A 15,426-nucleotide genomic window follows, 5' to 3' on the forward strand; every position below is an offset into this window, starting at 1 on the left:
CTCCGAAGGCCCGGTCCACAGCAACAAGTCCATGATCATCGTGCCGATGGATGCCAAGGGCATCACCACGCAGAAGATCAAGAAGATCGGCATGAACTCGTCGGACACGGCGCAGATCTTCTTTGACAACGTGCGCGTGCCTCGTCGCAACCTGGTCGGTACGGAAGGTGCCGGCTTCATGATGCAGATGATCCAGTTCCAGGAAGAGCGCCTGTACGGTGCCGCCAACTCCCTGAAGATGCTGGACAAGCTGATCGACCTGACCATCGAGTACTGCCAGGAGCGCCACACCTTTGGCCAGCCGCTGATCAACAACCAGGTCATCCACTTCCGTCTGGCCGAGTTGCGCACCGAAGTCGAGCTGCTGCGCTCGCTGGTCTACCGCGCGGTGGAAGAGTATGTGCAAGGCAAGGACGTGACCCGCATGGCTTCGATGGCCAAGCTCAAGTGCGGCCGCCTGATCCGCGAAGTGGCCGACAGCTGCCTGCAGTACTGGGGCGGCATGGGCTTCACGTATGACAACCCCATCTCGCAAGCCTACCGTGACGGCCGTCTGGTCTCGATCGGTGGCGGCGCCGATGAAATCATGCTGGGCATCATCTGCAAGTTCGAAGGCACCCTGCCCAAGAAGGCCCGCAAGTAATCCAACCCAGGCGCCTCACGATGACCACCTCCACCATCCAGGTCCGGCAGGACAAAGGCATCTGCACCATCACGCTCAACCGGCCTGAAGTGCGCAATGCCATGTCCCTGGCCATGATCAACGAGCTGTTGACCACGTTGCGTCAGGCCGAAGAAGACGCCGGCGTGCGCGTCATCGTGCTGCGCGGTGCGGGCGGGCACTTCTGTGCCGGCGGCGACATCAGCGACATGGCCCAGGCCCGCATGAAGCTGGCTGTGCAGCAGGCAGAAGAAGCCAAGACCGGTGTGAAGGCCCAAGGCCCCAGCCCGGTGGCACAGGTCAACGCGCAGTTCGGGCGCCTGTGCCTGGCCTTTGCTCGCACCTCGCTACCAGTGGTCACCGTGCTCGAAGGCACCGTGATGGGCGGCGGTTTTGGCCTGGCTTGTGTGTCCGACGTCACCCTGGCGCTGGACAACGTGAGCTTCCGCCTGCCCGAGACCTCGCTGGGCATCATCCCCGCGCAGATTGCGCCCTTCCTGGTGGAGCGGCTCGGTTATGCCGAGGCCAAGCGCCTGTCTGTGACCGGTGCGAAGGTCAATGCGCAAGACGCGCTGACCATCCGCCTGGTGCACGAGGTGCATGGCAACGTGGACGCGCTCAACGATGCGCTGCACAACACCATCGCCAGCATCATGGCGTGCGGTCCGCGAGCGATCGCTGCCACCAAGAGCCTGCTGGCCAACGCCCGCCAGAACACCCCCGAGAACCTGATCGACGACGCGGCCGAGATGTTCGCCCGCGCTGTGCTCAGTGACGAGGGACAAGAAGGCACGAGTGCATTCATGCAGAAAAAGAAACCCAGCTGGGTCCCCCAGGCCTCCTGAAGCGCTTGAGTTGACATCACCATGATCAAGAAAATTCTCATCGCCAACCGTGGAGAGATTGCATGCCGCGTGATCCGCACCGCACGCAAGCTCGGCTACCGCACCGTGGCCGTGTTCAGCGAAGCCGATGCACAAGCGCCGCATGTCAGCCTGGCTGACGAAGCGGTCTGCATCGGTGCCGCGCCGGCTGCCGAGTCCTACCTCAAGGTCGAGGCCTTGCTGGACGCCTGCCGCAAGACCGGCGCCAATGCCATCCACCCCGGCTACGGCTTCCTGTCGGAGAACGCGGGCTTCGCACAAGCTTGTGCCGATGCGGGCGTGATCTTCATCGGCCCCTCGCCCGAAGCCATCCGCGTGATGGGTGACAAGGCCGGCGCCAAGAAGGAAATGATCAAGGCCGGCGTGCCCACTGCCCCCGGCTACCTGGGCGCCGACCAGAACGACGAAACGCTGATCGCCGAAGGCAAACGCCTGGGCTTCCCGCTGCTGGTCAAGGCCGTGAGCGGCGGTGGTGGCCGCGGCATGCGCCTGGTCCATCAGGCCGATGAGCTGCAACAGGCCATCACCAGCGCCCGCCGCGAAGCGCAAAGCGCCTTTGGCGATGGCACGCTGATGCTGGAGCGCCTGGTGCTGGACGGCCGCCACATCGAGATCCAGGTCTTTGCCGACAGCCACGGCAACGCCGTCTACATCGGCGAGCGCGATTGCACGGCCCAGCGCCGTCGCCAGAAGGTGATCGAAGAGTCGCCCTCGCCCGTGGTGAGCCCCGCCATGCGCGAAGCCATGGGCCGCGATGCAGTGCTGGCCGCCAAGGCCATCAACTATTGCGGCGCCGGCACCATCGAGTACATCGTCGACCAGGAACTGAACTACTACTTCCTGGAGATGAACACCCGCCTGCAGGTGGAGCACCCCGTCACTGAAATGATCTCGGGTCTCGACCTGGTGGAATGGCAACTGCGCGTGGCCGCTGGCCAGCCTCTGCCGCTCAAGCAGGATCAGATCACGCTCAGCGGCCATGCCATTGAAGCGCGCCTGTACACCGAAGACCCGTATGCCGGCTTTGCGCCGCAGACCGGCCTGATCAACTGGTGGCGCCCCGCGCTGGCCTTGTTTGATGGCGTGCGCATTGACGACGGCATCGTAGAAGGTGGCACCGTCACCCCACATTACGACCCCATGGTGGCCAAGCTCATCGTGCACGGCCGTGACCGCGACGACGCCATCCGCCGACTGATCGCCACGCTGGACGACGCACCGCTGCTGGGCCTCAAGCACAACGCCCGCTTCCTGCGCGATCTGGTGGACCACGAACGCTTCCGCGCCGGTACGATGACGACCACGCTCATCGACCAATGGTTGATCGACAACGAGTCCATCCTGCAACGCCCTGTCGCGCCCGATGAGGCCTGGCTGGTGGCCGCTGCCGTGTTCGCCGCCCGCCAGCAAAGCCTGGATGCCGGCATTGCCGCACCCGCCTTGCGCGCTGACAGCGTCACCGGCTTTGACGTGCCCCTGCAATGTGATGCCACCAAGCGCACGCTGCGTGTGCAGGGCCACCGCCAGGGCCGCTTCGATGTGAGCCCCTCCACCAAGGCCGCACCCCACGCCATGCGCCTCATCAGCCACGGCGCCGATCAACTGGGCGACGCCACACGTGGTGGCGTGCTGCGCTACGAACTCGATGCTGTGCAGCGCCGCGTGATCGCCGTGTGGTGCGGTGAAGAACTGCACCTCGTGCAGGACGCCGCCGTGTTCGTGTTCAGCGAAGTCTCCGCATGGCCTGATGCCGGCAATGCCGTGGACCCCAGCCGCGCCCTGGCCCCTGTGGCTGGCACCGTGGCGCAAGTCCTGGTCAAGGCCGGTGATGTGGTCACCGAAGGCCAGCCGCTGCTGAGCATCGAGGCCATGAAGATGGAAATGTGGCTGTCCGCCCAGGCCCCGGGCGTGATCAAGGCCGTTTATGCACAAACGGGCGAACAGGTGCAGGCCAAGACCCTGCTGATCGACATCGAACTCACTGCTACGAAGGAATCCTGATCATGGACAAGGCCATTCTGACCTGCGCCCTCACCGGCGTGCTCACCGACCCGGCTCAACACCCCGTGCCGGTCACGGCCGCCCAGATGGCTGCCGCCGCGCGCGAAGCCTTCGATGCAGGCGCGTCGATCATGCACGTGCACCTGCGCCGTCAGGAGCCCGGCATGGGCCGCTTCCCCAGCTGGGATCCGGCTGTCGCCTCCGAGATCGACACCGCCATCCGTGCCGCCTGCCCTGGCGTCATCATCAACCTGACCACCGGTGTGGTCGGCCCGGACATCTCCGGCCCCTCGGCCTGTATCCGCGCCGTTCGCCCCGAAATCGCCGCCTGCAATGCCGGCAGCCTGAACTACCTCAAGATCAAGGCAGACGGCCAATGGGCCTGGCCACCCATGCTGTTCGACAACCAGGTCGACAAGGTCAAGGCCATGATCGACGTGATGAACGAAGTGGGCACGCGCCCCGAGTTCGAATGCTTCGACGTGGGCATCGTGCGCTCGGTCGAGATGTACCAGAAGGCCGGCATGGCCGACTACCTGGAGTACAACTTCGTGATGGGCGTGGCCTCCGGCATGCCCGTCGATGCCGACCTGCTCAAGCTGCTGGTCAAGTACCGCAAGCAAGGCACCACCTGGCAGGCCACGCTGATTGGCCGCGAAGAGATCTGGGCCGTGCACCAGGCCACGGCCGAACTCGGCGGCATGCTGCGCACCGGCGTGGAAGACACCTTCTACCTGCCCGGCGGCGAGCGCACCACCGGCAACGGTCAGCTGATCGAAGCCCTGGCGCAATGCGCACGCCGTGCCGGCCGCGACGTGGCATCGCCCGCAGAAGCCCGTCAGATGCTGGGTTTGAAGGCCGCATCGGAACACGGCGTCAAGGCCTGACCAACTTTACGCTTGCAACAACAAGCAAGTCTTCACCTGACTGCATGCGGCCTGCCTGGGTAAAGCCCGGCAGGCCGCAACCATTTGAAGGCTGAGAAGCATCTCCTTACCCGCTTGCCAGCGCGCACGCCAGACACTGGGCCCTTCCATCGAACCGTGAGCGTCTTGCTCACTGGAAGGAGACACAAGATGAACGACGTTCGCCCACCCGTCTACGCCGGCCACGATTCCGTGATTGTGCGCATGCCCATTGGCCGCAGGCTGGTGCGCGCCATCATCACCCGCGAGGCGCTGGAGACGCGCTTTGCAGCCGGCCACAGCCAGCAGGACTGGGTCGACGCGTATCACGCGCATGCTCAGGCCATCGAAGCCGTGGTGCAGGACAAACTCTCCAAGGCCTGCCCCGAACCCATCCTCATCTCCAAGTACGACTTCTGAACCTGCTGCGCCCTGTCACGCCACGCCCCAGAAAAAAACTTCAACGTGGCACCGCGCCAGGCAGCGCCATCAGTCGGCCACTGTGAGTGGCGATATACAGGCTGTCCGGCAAAAAGCCTTGCCCCTCCCGCCCGATGGCCACGGCACTGGGCAGGCTCAAGCCTGACACCAGTCGGCACAAGCTTCCCTGGGGCGAGGCGCGCCAGACTTCGCCACTGAAATAGGCCACCACGTACAAGTTGCCATGATCATCAATCGTCAGCCCATCCAAACCGGCCAGGCTGCGTTGTGACGGCACTTTGGCATGGTCACGCACCTGCCCATCAACCAGGTTGACGGCCTTGATGCCCGCAGGCAGGAACTGATTGACGTAGAGCGTGCGCCCATCCTGACTCAGGGCGAGCCCATTGCTGTTTTGCGCCAGCCACTTGCGCTGCACCGTGCCGTCAGGCAGGACACGGTCCAGGCTCTTGGCCAGATCGTCCGAGGCGTAATAAGTCCCGTCGGTCGCCCTCACCAGCCCATTGGCCATCGACAAGCCCTTGATCACGGGCATCACCGTGCCAGCGATCAGATCCACACGTGCGATGCCGGCCAACCCCAGCGACGGCGTCAGCCCGCCCAGGCCATTGCCCGTCCCGATCATGATCTCGCGTTCGCTGTTGACGACGATGCCGCCCGGAAACTTCAACCCTTCAGCCACCGCAACTGGCGCCATGGCCGGGCCGTCCTTGCGTTTGAGCACACCGCTCAAGTTATTGCTGAACACCAGCTTGCCCGACGGCAGAAAGGCCAGGGATTCGATGGCGCCCTGCTTTTCGTCGAGCACCCGCAAAGCACCTGTGCCGCCGCAATCGGGCATGCCCGGGTCAGAGGCCTGCGCCGCCCCGGTCAACCCGGCCAGTGCCCACAGGCTGGCCCGCACGATATGCCCTGCTACTTGCCTTGTTTTTCGTATCGCCATCTTGTGTCTCCTCGGTATGAAATGCCACACGCACCATAAAAGTGATACGCCAATCACTTCATGCTAGAGACACCCCATCGATTTGGCGATGGGGTTAACACGAGGTCAATTGAACGGCTGTCGTCCAGCCGCATCACCGCGGGCCAGGCCTGCGCCAGAACCATGCCGTGCTGATCAGAAGCGGGAAATGCCGCCGCCCAGTTGGAAATCCAGCTGTTCGCGGGCTTGAATGGGGCAGAAGCATGTGGCTGCTATGCTGGCCGCATGGGAAGCCCTTCTCACCAGCACCAGCACCAGCACCAGCACCAGCACCAGCACCAGGACTTGGCCTCCGCCTTGACCCCATCGGTTGCCACGCACTCCTTCAAGCTCTTGCTCAGCAGCGCCTGCCTGCTGGCCGGTGTCACGCACCTGGCCTTTGGCGTACTGTTCTATCAGGCGCTGGTCACACCCATGATGTGGGTGAACGTTGGCAGCGTCCTGACCTATGTGCTGGCCGCCGCGCTGATTCGGCGCGACATCATCGGCCCCGCCATGTTCTTGATGATTGCCGAGGTCGCCGCGCACGCCATCCTCGCGGTCGTCACCGTGGGATGGGAAAGCGGTTTCCACTACTACCTGCTCGTGACCATTCCCGTCTATCTGGCCAACCAGCTTCACAAATGGCCGTTCAAAATCACCTTCGCCAGCGTGATGGCCATTTCCTACCTGCTGCTGGACTGGTATTGGCGCAAGGCGCCCCCTCAATTCCTGATGCCACCAGACACCCTGGCCTACCTGCATCGCTTCAACCTCGCCACCACCATTGCCCTGCTCAGCGGCCTCACGGTGCTGTACGTGCACCTCATCACCCAGGCCGAAGAGCGCCTGCACGAGCTGGCCACCACCGACAGCCTCACCGGCTTGATGAACCGCCGCAGCATCCTGGCCGCATTGGAGCGCGAACAAGCCGTGCGCGAGCGCAAACCGCATCCCACCGCGGTACTGCTCATCGATATCGACCACTTCAAGAATCTCAATGACACCCACGGTCACAACATGGGGGACTGGGCGCTTCAGGCCGTCGCCGACGTCCTCAAAACAGGTGTCCGCGACATGGATTTCGTGGCGCGTTGGGGCGGGGAAGAGTTTCTGATCATCCTGCCCTTTGCAGACGTGGGTGTCGCACAGTCCATCGCAGAACGACTCAGGCAAAGCATTGCCGACCTGCGCATCCCGGCCAGGAACACCGACATCACGCTCACGGCCACCTTGGGCCTCTCGGCGTTGAGTGCCAACGAAGTGGCCGACCAGGCCATCCAACGGGCGGATACTGCGCTCTACAGAGGCAAAAATGCGGGGCGCAATCAAGTTGTGCTCGCGCCCTCTGACCAGGCACAGACAAGCCTGATGAAAGCACCACCGGGTTAGCAGGGATTCTTGCGAGCGCATGGGCCTGCGCTGGCATGGTGACGCGAGGTGTCGGGACCTCAACAGTTTGTAACAGATACCCCTGCAGGGCCCCCTTGTAGGGGCTGCCAGACACAAGCGAGGCCGTCCGATAATGCCCGGGCTTCGTTCAAAACAAGATTTCACAGGGTAGGTATGCAGTCAACCGCTCAATTCGAGGCGGACGATGCCGACAAGGCCACGTCCACCGCCCCCACCATCGCACCAGCTTTGCCCCCACAGCCGTGGAAGGCCCTGACCCTGCTGGCCCGCCTGCACCACATCGCGGCGGACCCCGAATCGCTGATGCACACGCGTGGGTTGAGCGCGAGCACCCCTGCCGATGACGCCGAACTGCTGGGCGCCGCCAAGGAACTGGGCCTCAAGGCCAAGATCAGCCGCACCCAGGCCTCACGCCTGTCGCTTGCCCCCCTGCCGGCCCTGGCCCGCCTGCAAGACGCCAACGGCCACAGCCGATGGGTGCTGCTGGCCCAGTGCGATGGCCAGCGTGTGCTCTTTCAGGATCCGAACGAAGAAGGGGGCGGGCGCCCGACCATCGAACCCATCGAGGTTTTCCTCCAGCAATGGGCCCCCACCGGCAGCGGCGACCTGCTGCTGGCCACCAGCCGCGCCAGCCTGGCCGGCGCCCTGGCCAAGTTCGACTTCACCTGGTTCATCCCCAGCATCGTCAAATACCGCAAGCTCATTGGCGAAGTGCTGATGGTCTCGCTGTTCCTGCAACTGTTTGCGCTGATCAGCCCCTTGTTCTTCCAGGTCGTGATGGACAAGGTGCTGGTGCACCGTGGCCTGACCACACTGGATGTACTGATCGTGGGGCTGGTTGTGGTGGTCGTGTTCGAAAGCCTGCTCACCGGCTTGCGCGCCTATGTGTTCAGCCACACCACCAGCCGCATGGACGTGGAACTCGGCGCCCGCCTGTTCCGCCACATGCTGCAACTGCCACTGGCCTACTTCCAGGCTCGCCGCGTGGGTGATTCCGTGGCCCGCGTGCGCGAGCTGGAAAACATCCGCAACTTCCTCACGGGCCAGGCACTCACCCTCGTGCTCGACGTGGTGTTCTCGGTGCTGTTCATTGCTGTGATGATGCTCTACAGCGTGCCGCTCACGCTCATCGTGCTGATCAGCCTGCCGCTGTATGCCGCGCTGACCCTGGGCGTGGTGCCCGTGCTGCGCGGGCGCCTCAACGAGAAGTTCGCACGCGGCGCCGAAAACCAGGCCATGCTGGTGGAGACCATCACCGGCATCCAGACAGTGAAAGCCAATGCGCTGGAACCTGCCATGGCCCGCCGCTGGGACAACCAGCTCGCCGGCTATGTGTCCGCCAGCTTCAAGACCCAAAGCCTGGCCACCTGGGCCCACGAAGGCATCAACCTGATCGGCAAACTGATCAACGCCGCCACGCTCTGGTATGGCGCCAAACTGGTGATGGACCACGAGATGACCGTCGGCCAGTTCGTGGCCTTCAACATGTTCGCCGGCCGTGTGGCCCAGCCCATCATGCGCATGGCACAGATGTGGACGGACTTCCAGCAAACCGGCATCTCCATGCAGCGCCTGGGTGACATCCTCAACACCCGCACCGAAGTACCGCCCAGCAATGCCGCCCAACTGCCACCCGTCAAAGGCCGCATCACGCTGGACAAGGTCACCTTCCGCTACCGCCCTGAAGCCGCACCCGTGCTGCACGAAGTAGGCATCGACATCCGCCCCGGTGAAGTCATCGGCATCGTGGGCCGTTCGGGCTCGGGCAAAAGCACGCTGACCAAGCTCGTGCAGCGCCTGTATGTGCCCGAACAAGGCCGCGTGCTGATCGATGGCATCGACATCAGCCTGGTGGATGCGGCACAGCTGCGCCGCCAGATCGGCGTCGTGCTGCAAGACAACTTCCTGTTCAACCGCAGCGTGCGCGAGAACATCGCCATTGCAGACCCGGCCGCGCCGCTGGAAGCGGTGATCCAGGCCGCCCGCATGGCTGGCGCACATGACTTCATCAGCGAACTGCCCGAGGGTTACGACACCATCGTGGGCGAGCAAGGTTCGTCACTCAGCGGTGGCCAGCGCCAGCGCGTGGCCATTGCCCGCGCCCTGTTCACCAACCCGCGCGTGCTGATCTTTGACGAGGCCACCTCGGCGCTTGATTACGAGTCCGAAGCCATCATCCAGCGCAACATGGCCCACATCTGCAAGGGCCGCACCGTGATCATCATCGCGCACCGCCTGAGCGCCGTGCGCCACGCCAACCGCATCATCGCCATGGAGCGCGGCCGCATCGTCGAGGCCGGCCCGCACGACGAACTGGTGCAACGCCCCAAGGGCCTGTATGCCTACCTGTGGCGCATGCAACAGGGCCACAACCCCGTAGATGGCACCTCGCAGGAGGGCCAGCCATGAACACCACCACCGTGAACAAGGCCAACACCGTTGAAAACGCCAAGGAAGCCGGGCAAGCCGCGCCTCAACAAGCCACGCGCCACCCCCTGCGCGACTTGCTCGGCCACTACAAGGCCGTGATCGGCGCGGCCTGGGCCCACCGCCACGAACTGGCCGGCCCCGCCCGCCTGGCCGATGAGGCCGCCTTCCTGCCCGCCGCGCTCAGCCTGCAAGCCAGGCCGCCCCATCCGGCGCCCCGGCGCGCCATCTGGGCCATCGTCAGCCTCTTTACCATCGCCATCCTGTGGGCCTGCTTCGGCAAGGTAGACATCGTGGCCGTGGCCCCGGGCCGCATCGTGGTCAGCCAGGGTACCAAGCTCATTCAGCCGCTGGAAGCCAGCGTCGTCAAGAGCATCAAGGTGCAAGATGGTGACAAGGTCAAGGCTGGCCAGGTGCTCATCGAGCTGGACCCCACCACGGCCCAGGCCGACAACAGCCGCGTGACGCAAGAGCGCGCTGGGGCCTTGTCAGAAGCCTGGCGCACCCAGGCCCTGCTGGACGCGCTGGACAAAAAGAGCAAGGTCAAGACCCCGACCCTGCCCGCAGAGGCCAGCCAGCCTGACAGCGGCCTGAGCGGCACCGAGCTGAACATGGCCCTCAACCAGTTGGACGCCGAATGGCAAGGCATCAAAGCCCAACAAGCCAAACTGCAAGCCGACATCGATACCAAGAAAGCGGTGCTGGAAACCGTGCGCGAACAAGTGGCCAAACTCAAGGCCACCTTGCCCATCGTGCAAAAGCGTGAAGAAGACTTCAGCGCACTGGCAACCCAAGGCTTCGTGAGCCAGCACGCCGGGCAGGACCGCACCCGCGCCCGCATCGAGATGGAGCAAGACCTGGCCACCTACCGAGCCCGCCGCGAAGAAACCAAGGCCGAGATCGCGCAAGCCGAGCAGGCATTGACCGCCTGGAAGGCCGACACGCTCAAGACCCTGAACGAACGCCATGCCAAGGCCGACCTGCAAGCCCGCCAACTGGTGGCCGAAGGCGCCAAGGCCAGCCAGCGCGAACGGCTCACCACCTTGACCGCGCCAGTGGATGGCACCGTGCAGCAGTTGGCCATCCACACCACGGGTGGCGTGGTCACGCCCGCGCAGGTGCTGCTGGTGGTGGTGCCCGAGCAAGCGCAGGTCACCGCTGACGTCACCCTGGAAAACAAGGACGTGGGCTTCGTGAACCTGGGGCAAACGGCCGAGATCAAGCTGGAGACCTTCCCCTACACGCGCTACGGCACCGTGCCGGCCAAGGTCACCACCATCACGGCCGATGCGGTGATGCAGGAGCCCGGCCGCTCACAGCCCGACAAAGATGGCAAGACCGTGCCCGCCCCTGGTGGCGCCGTGTTCCCCGCCACGCTCACGCTGGCCCAGAACACCATTGATGTGGATGGCAAGCCCATCCGCCTGGCACCTGGCATGAACGTCACCGCCGAGATCAAAACCGGCAAACGCCGTGTGATCGAGTACCTGCTCAGCCCCGTGCAGAGCTACGCCAAAGAGAGTTTGAGGGAGCGTTGATCAGCATGGCCGAGATCAAGCAACGCATCCTCATCGTTCACCAGAACTTCCCTGGCCAGTTCCGCCGCATTGGCCACGTGTGGGCGCAGCAGCCTGGGTGGGCAGTGATCGGCATGGGCCGCCGCACCGCACCCGGCATGGAGACGGTGCGCTGGATCCCGTACGACACCTCGCGCAAGCCGGCCAAGGAAACCCACCCCTACCTGCGCCAGATGGAAGACGCCGTGCTGCACGGCCAGGCCACGGCGCGGGTGATGATCAAGCTCAAACAGCAAGGCTACCGGCCTGACGCCATCCTGGCCCACCCCGGCTGGGGCGAAACGCTGTACGTGCGCGACATCTTCCCCGATGCGCGCCTGATCCACTTCTGCGAATGGTTCTACGGCACCCCCGGCAGCGACACCGGCTTCGACCCCGAGTTCCCCACCTCGTTCGACACCCTGGCCAAGCTGCGCACCTGGAACGCCCTGCACACGCTCAACCTGGAGCACTGTGATGTGGGCGTGAGCCCGACCAACTGGCAACGCTCACGCCACCCCGGCATCTACCTGCCCAAGATCGAACTGGCACACGAAGGCATCGACACCGACCTGCTGCAGCCCGACCCCAGCGCGCAGTTCAAACTGCCCAACGGCCATGTCGTCAAGGCGGGTGACCCTGTCATCACCTACGTGGCGCGCAACCTGGAGCCCTACCGAGGTTTTCACAACTTCATGCGCGCACTGGAAAAGGTGCAACGCGCCCACCCGCGCTGCCACACCATCATCGTGGGCGGTGACGACGTGAGCTACGGCCAAAAACCCAGCGACGCGCCCAACTGGCGCGAGAAGATGCTGCGCGAAGTCAAGCTCGATGCCAGCCGCACCCACTTCATGGGCAAGCTGCCGTACGACCAGTACCGCAAGGTGCTGCAGGTATCTGCCGCGCACATCTACCTCACCTACCCCTTCGTGCTGTCGTGGTCCATGCTCGAAGCCATGGCCTCGGGCTGCCTGGTGATCGGCTCACGCACCGGGCCGGTACAGGAGGTGATCAACGATGGTGAAAACGGCCTGCTGGTGGACTTCTTTGACACCGGCGCCATGGCGGATCGGATCGTCGAGGCGATCGACAACCAGGCGGCGCTCAAGCCCCTGAGGGTGGCGGCACAGAAGTGTGTGAAAGAGCGGTATAGCCTGGCGGATGGGGAGAGGGCGTTCAGGCGCTTGTTGGTGGCTGAGAAATTGGCTGACGGAGCGAACTCCCCTCTATTAACAATACCTTTGTAGTCATCCCCTCTCAATGGGGATGACTGCTATTGGGCGGACAGATAGGATCTTCGGACTAAATTGAAATCAGGTTGACCAATAGATGATCTGAGGCAAGCCAGCCAGTCAGAGCCAATATGCGTATTCAATACTTGAACCTTGCCACAGGCGGTGCCGGGGCGCTGGCAGGATATTTCTACTATCCGCAGCTTTGCCCAACAAACGCGACCCGCTGCTTCATCACAGTGTCATCGCATTGGACCATCGCGGCATTCAGTTTTGGTGTTCTCTTCATGTCCGCAAACAGACTTCTCAATGAAATCTAAAGGGGCCACGATATGCCAAATTTACCAAAGCCATCAGAACGATCGACCTATCGATGCGATGCTTATCAGCGGGCTGATTTTCTAGCATCAATGCCTTTTTAATTCGGCAACATACACCCAGCAAGAAATATGGACATTGGTGCACTTGTTATTCTTAACTGGCTTTCAGTTCCGTTCATCCACGAAATTGAGGATCGAATCAAAACCAAATCCAAAGAACCCCTTTTCAAGATTGTTTTTCTTAGAAGCTTTAGAAACCAAAGGTGGCGCTGGGGCTACTTCATTATCCTGCTTCTCTTCACGGCACTATCGCTCACCCCCACAAAACCTCACCCCATCAACAGGAAAGCCCTTTTAACCGTCGCAGTTGTTCAGGCTGTAATTTGGATATTTATTGCAATCCGAGCAAGACAATCAAGAATCCATAACTAATCACATCAATCTAAATCAGGAAGAAAAATGGGTTACTCTCCCTCTCAACTAGTTAACGGAATATCAGATGCAATTCAAGCCTCACAAGGCGGCTGGGATGTTGCAACATCAAACAATGGATTTGAGGCATATACAAACGTAGTAAATCTGGCAGGAACACTTGCCGGGACTTCTCCGTTTGGAGTTGGGCTAAATGCAGCGGCTGGAACACTTAACACGGCCAGTGCAGTCAACAAATGGACATCTGGTCAACTGCAGCCTAGCGACGTAATGCAAATTACCGGATCAGTATTAGCGACCATGCTGGGGGTGGCTGCGATAACAGGCGCCCCCATAACGGGCCTAGCGCTGGGTATTGCCGCCGCTGCATCTATCGTTGCCGGCCCGGGGGTTAAGGACTGGTTTAACGACGCCGCAAGTGGTCTAGGAAACAAAATCGCCGACGCAATGGGGGTAGATCCCAGCGCAGTCAAATGGCATGACATGCCCAAAGGACTAGATTGGGACATCGACTTAGAGATCACTACCGATGGGCAAGTCATAGTGCACCCCATGTGCAAGCCACCGCATGGAGGCATTTCGGACACGACGAATAGCGGATGGCAAAACGCCGTAACCTGGCGCCCTCGCGACCCCCTAGCCATCGACCTCGCCGGCGACGGCATCAAGACCGTCGCGATCAACACCGCCGCCCCCCTCCTGTTTGACCACAACGGCGATGGCGCCAAGTCCGCCACGGGTTGGCTAGACGGCAGCGATGCGTGGCTGGTGCGCGATTTCGGCAACGACGGCATCATCGCCTCGGGCCTGGAACTGTTCGGCGTAGACACCGACATCACGGTCAACAACGTCACCCGCAAGGCCACGAATGGCTTTGAGGCACTGGCTGCGCTGAACACCAATGGTGACACCGTCTTCAATGCTGCAGACGGCGACGTGTTCACCCAAGTGCGCCTGTGGCAAGACCTGAACCAAAACGGCGTGTCCGATGCGGGCGAACTCAGCACGCTGGCTGATAAGGGCATCACCAGCATCGCGCTGAACTTCACCTCGACCAACTTCCAGAACAACGGCAACACCGTCACGGGCACGGCGGTGGTCACCCGCACCACCGGCACCAGCGAAATCGACAGCGTGTCCGTGGCGGCCGACAGCGCCGCCTACAACCTCAACCTGGCGGACAACCCCTTCTACAGCCAGTTGCCCGCCGTGCCGCTGACCAGCACCGCCACCGCCTTGCCTGAGATGCACGGCAGCGGCTCGGTACACGGCTTGCGCGAAGCCATGAGCCTGGGCACCACGCAGGCCACGACGCTGACCAACACCGTCACCCAGTTCGCCGCCGCCACCACCCGCGACGCGCAAATGGCGCTGCTCGACCAACTCGTGCAGCAATGGGGCGCCACCTCCGCCCTGACGACCAGCAACCCCTTCGTGCCCGGCGCGCCCGACGAATTCACCCTGGCCAACCCCAGCGACCCGATGGGCCAGAAGATCCAGACCTTCGCCCGCGCCAACCCCACGCTATACCGCAAGATCATCGCGCTGGAACAGTTCAATGGGCAAACCGGCCTGACTCAGCTGATCTCGCGTTGGGGCACAAGCTTGCCCAGCGGCGTGACGTCTTCGCTGGAAAGCGCATATACGGCGTTGCGCGAATCGACCTATGGCGCGCTGGCTTTGCAGACGCGGTTGAAGCCGTATTTTGATGCGGTCACATTGACGGTGTCGGATAGTGGGGTGGGGTTTGATACGAGTGGGTTGGACAACCTCCTTGCGACCAACAAGGCGACCAACGAGCACGATGCACTTCTAGATCTCATTGATTTAAAGAAGTTTGCTAACTCATCGACTAAAGCAATCGGCTATGACGCCCTTGGCAAATTGACTGGATGGCTTGATTCAATTGCTGTGGATTCGCCGATATACGACTCCAACTGGCAAGCGGTCAATTCCACCAGTGCCGGCAACGATCTATATATGGGTAGTCGCACCACTGACTCCCTGAGCCTGGGGGCAGGCAACGACTTTGCATGGGGAGGAGCAGGAAACGACACCATCGATGGCGGCAATGGCGATGACACGCTCCTTGGTGGGGATGGCAACGACACCATCACCGATTTCTACAACTACAACACCATCTATGGCGGACAGGGTGATGACACCATCACCACACGCGGAATCGTGGAA

The 15,426-nt window shown here is 62.5% G+C and carries 10 protein-coding genes and 1 pseudogene; 10 read left to right on the plus strand and 1 reads right to left on the minus strand.

Annotation, left to right across the window (positions count from 1 at the left end; all coding sequences use genetic code 11):
• The 5 genes from HY836_RS18010 to HY836_RS18030 form a co-directional block, all read left to right on the plus strand.
• The coding region (locus HY836_RS18010) for an acyl-CoA dehydrogenase (RefSeq protein WP_290679058.1) at positions 1-643 on the plus strand (643 nt) is incomplete at its 5' end.
• Between the two features lie 20 nt (positions 644-663).
• Positions 664-1,506: an enoyl-CoA hydratase/isomerase family protein gene (locus HY836_RS18015; protein ID WP_290679061.1), complete on the plus strand. Its 843-nt coding sequence runs from the start codon at positions 664-666 to the stop codon at positions 1,504-1,506.
• A 21-nt stretch (positions 1,507-1,527) separates the two neighbouring features.
• Complete coding sequence (locus HY836_RS18020) at positions 1,528-3,546, plus strand: biotin carboxylase N-terminal domain-containing protein (protein WP_290679064.1); 2,019 nt, start codon at positions 1,528-1,530, stop codon at positions 3,544-3,546.
• 2 nt (positions 3,547-3,548) lie between these two features.
• A complete protein-coding gene (locus HY836_RS18025) occupies positions 3,549-4,433 on the plus strand; it encodes a 3-keto-5-aminohexanoate cleavage protein (RefSeq protein WP_290679068.1) in 885 nt (294 codons plus the stop codon).
• Positions 4,434-4,622: 189 nt separating this feature from the next.
• Positions 4,623-4,871, plus strand: a complete 249-nt coding sequence (locus HY836_RS18030; protein ID WP_290679071.1) for a DUF1488 family protein — start codon at positions 4,623-4,625, stop codon at positions 4,869-4,871.
• Between the two features lie 40 nt (positions 4,872-4,911).
• Here HY836_RS18030 and HY836_RS18035 read toward each other — a convergent pair whose 3' ends face one another.
• Positions 4,912-5,835, minus strand: a complete 924-nt coding sequence (locus HY836_RS18035) for an SMP-30/gluconolactonase/LRE family protein (protein ID WP_290679074.1) — start codon at positions 5,833-5,835, stop codon at positions 4,912-4,914.
• A gap of 264 nt (positions 5,836-6,099) precedes the next feature.
• Here HY836_RS18035 and HY836_RS18040 point away from each other — a divergent pair, with 264 nt between their 5' ends.
• The 5 genes and pseudogenes from HY836_RS18040 to HY836_RS18060 form a co-directional block, all read left to right on the plus strand.
• The gene (locus tag HY836_RS18040; RefSeq protein WP_290679077.1) at positions 6,100-7,245 is read left to right on the plus strand and encodes a GGDEF domain-containing protein; all 1,146 of its coding nucleotides are present in this window, start codon (positions 6,100-6,102) and stop codon (positions 7,243-7,245) included.
• Between the two features lie 174 nt (positions 7,246-7,419).
• On the plus strand, positions 7,420-9,675 hold the full coding sequence (locus tag HY836_RS18045) for a type I secretion system permease/ATPase (protein WP_290679080.1): 2,256 nt from the start codon (positions 7,420-7,422) through the stop codon (positions 9,673-9,675).
• A complete protein-coding gene (locus HY836_RS18050) occupies positions 9,672-11,231 on the plus strand; it encodes an HlyD family type I secretion periplasmic adaptor subunit (protein WP_290679083.1) in 1,560 nt (519 codons plus the stop codon). Before HY836_RS18045 ends, HY836_RS18050 begins: the two co-directional genes overlap by 4 nt.
• 5 nt (positions 11,232-11,236) lie before the next feature.
• Positions 11,237-12,499, plus strand: a complete 1,263-nt coding sequence (locus tag HY836_RS18055; RefSeq protein ID WP_290679086.1) for a glycosyltransferase family 4 protein — start codon at positions 11,237-11,239, stop codon at positions 12,497-12,499.
• Between the two features lie 1,007 nt (positions 12,500-13,506).
• Positions 13,507-15,426, plus strand: a pseudogene (locus HY836_RS18060) (hypothetical protein); the annotation flags it as partial.

The organism is Aquabacterium sp., from assembly GCF_016234775.1.
In the GTDB taxonomy this organism is placed as follows: Bacteria; Pseudomonadota; Gammaproteobacteria; order Burkholderiales; family Burkholderiaceae_C; genus Aquabacterium.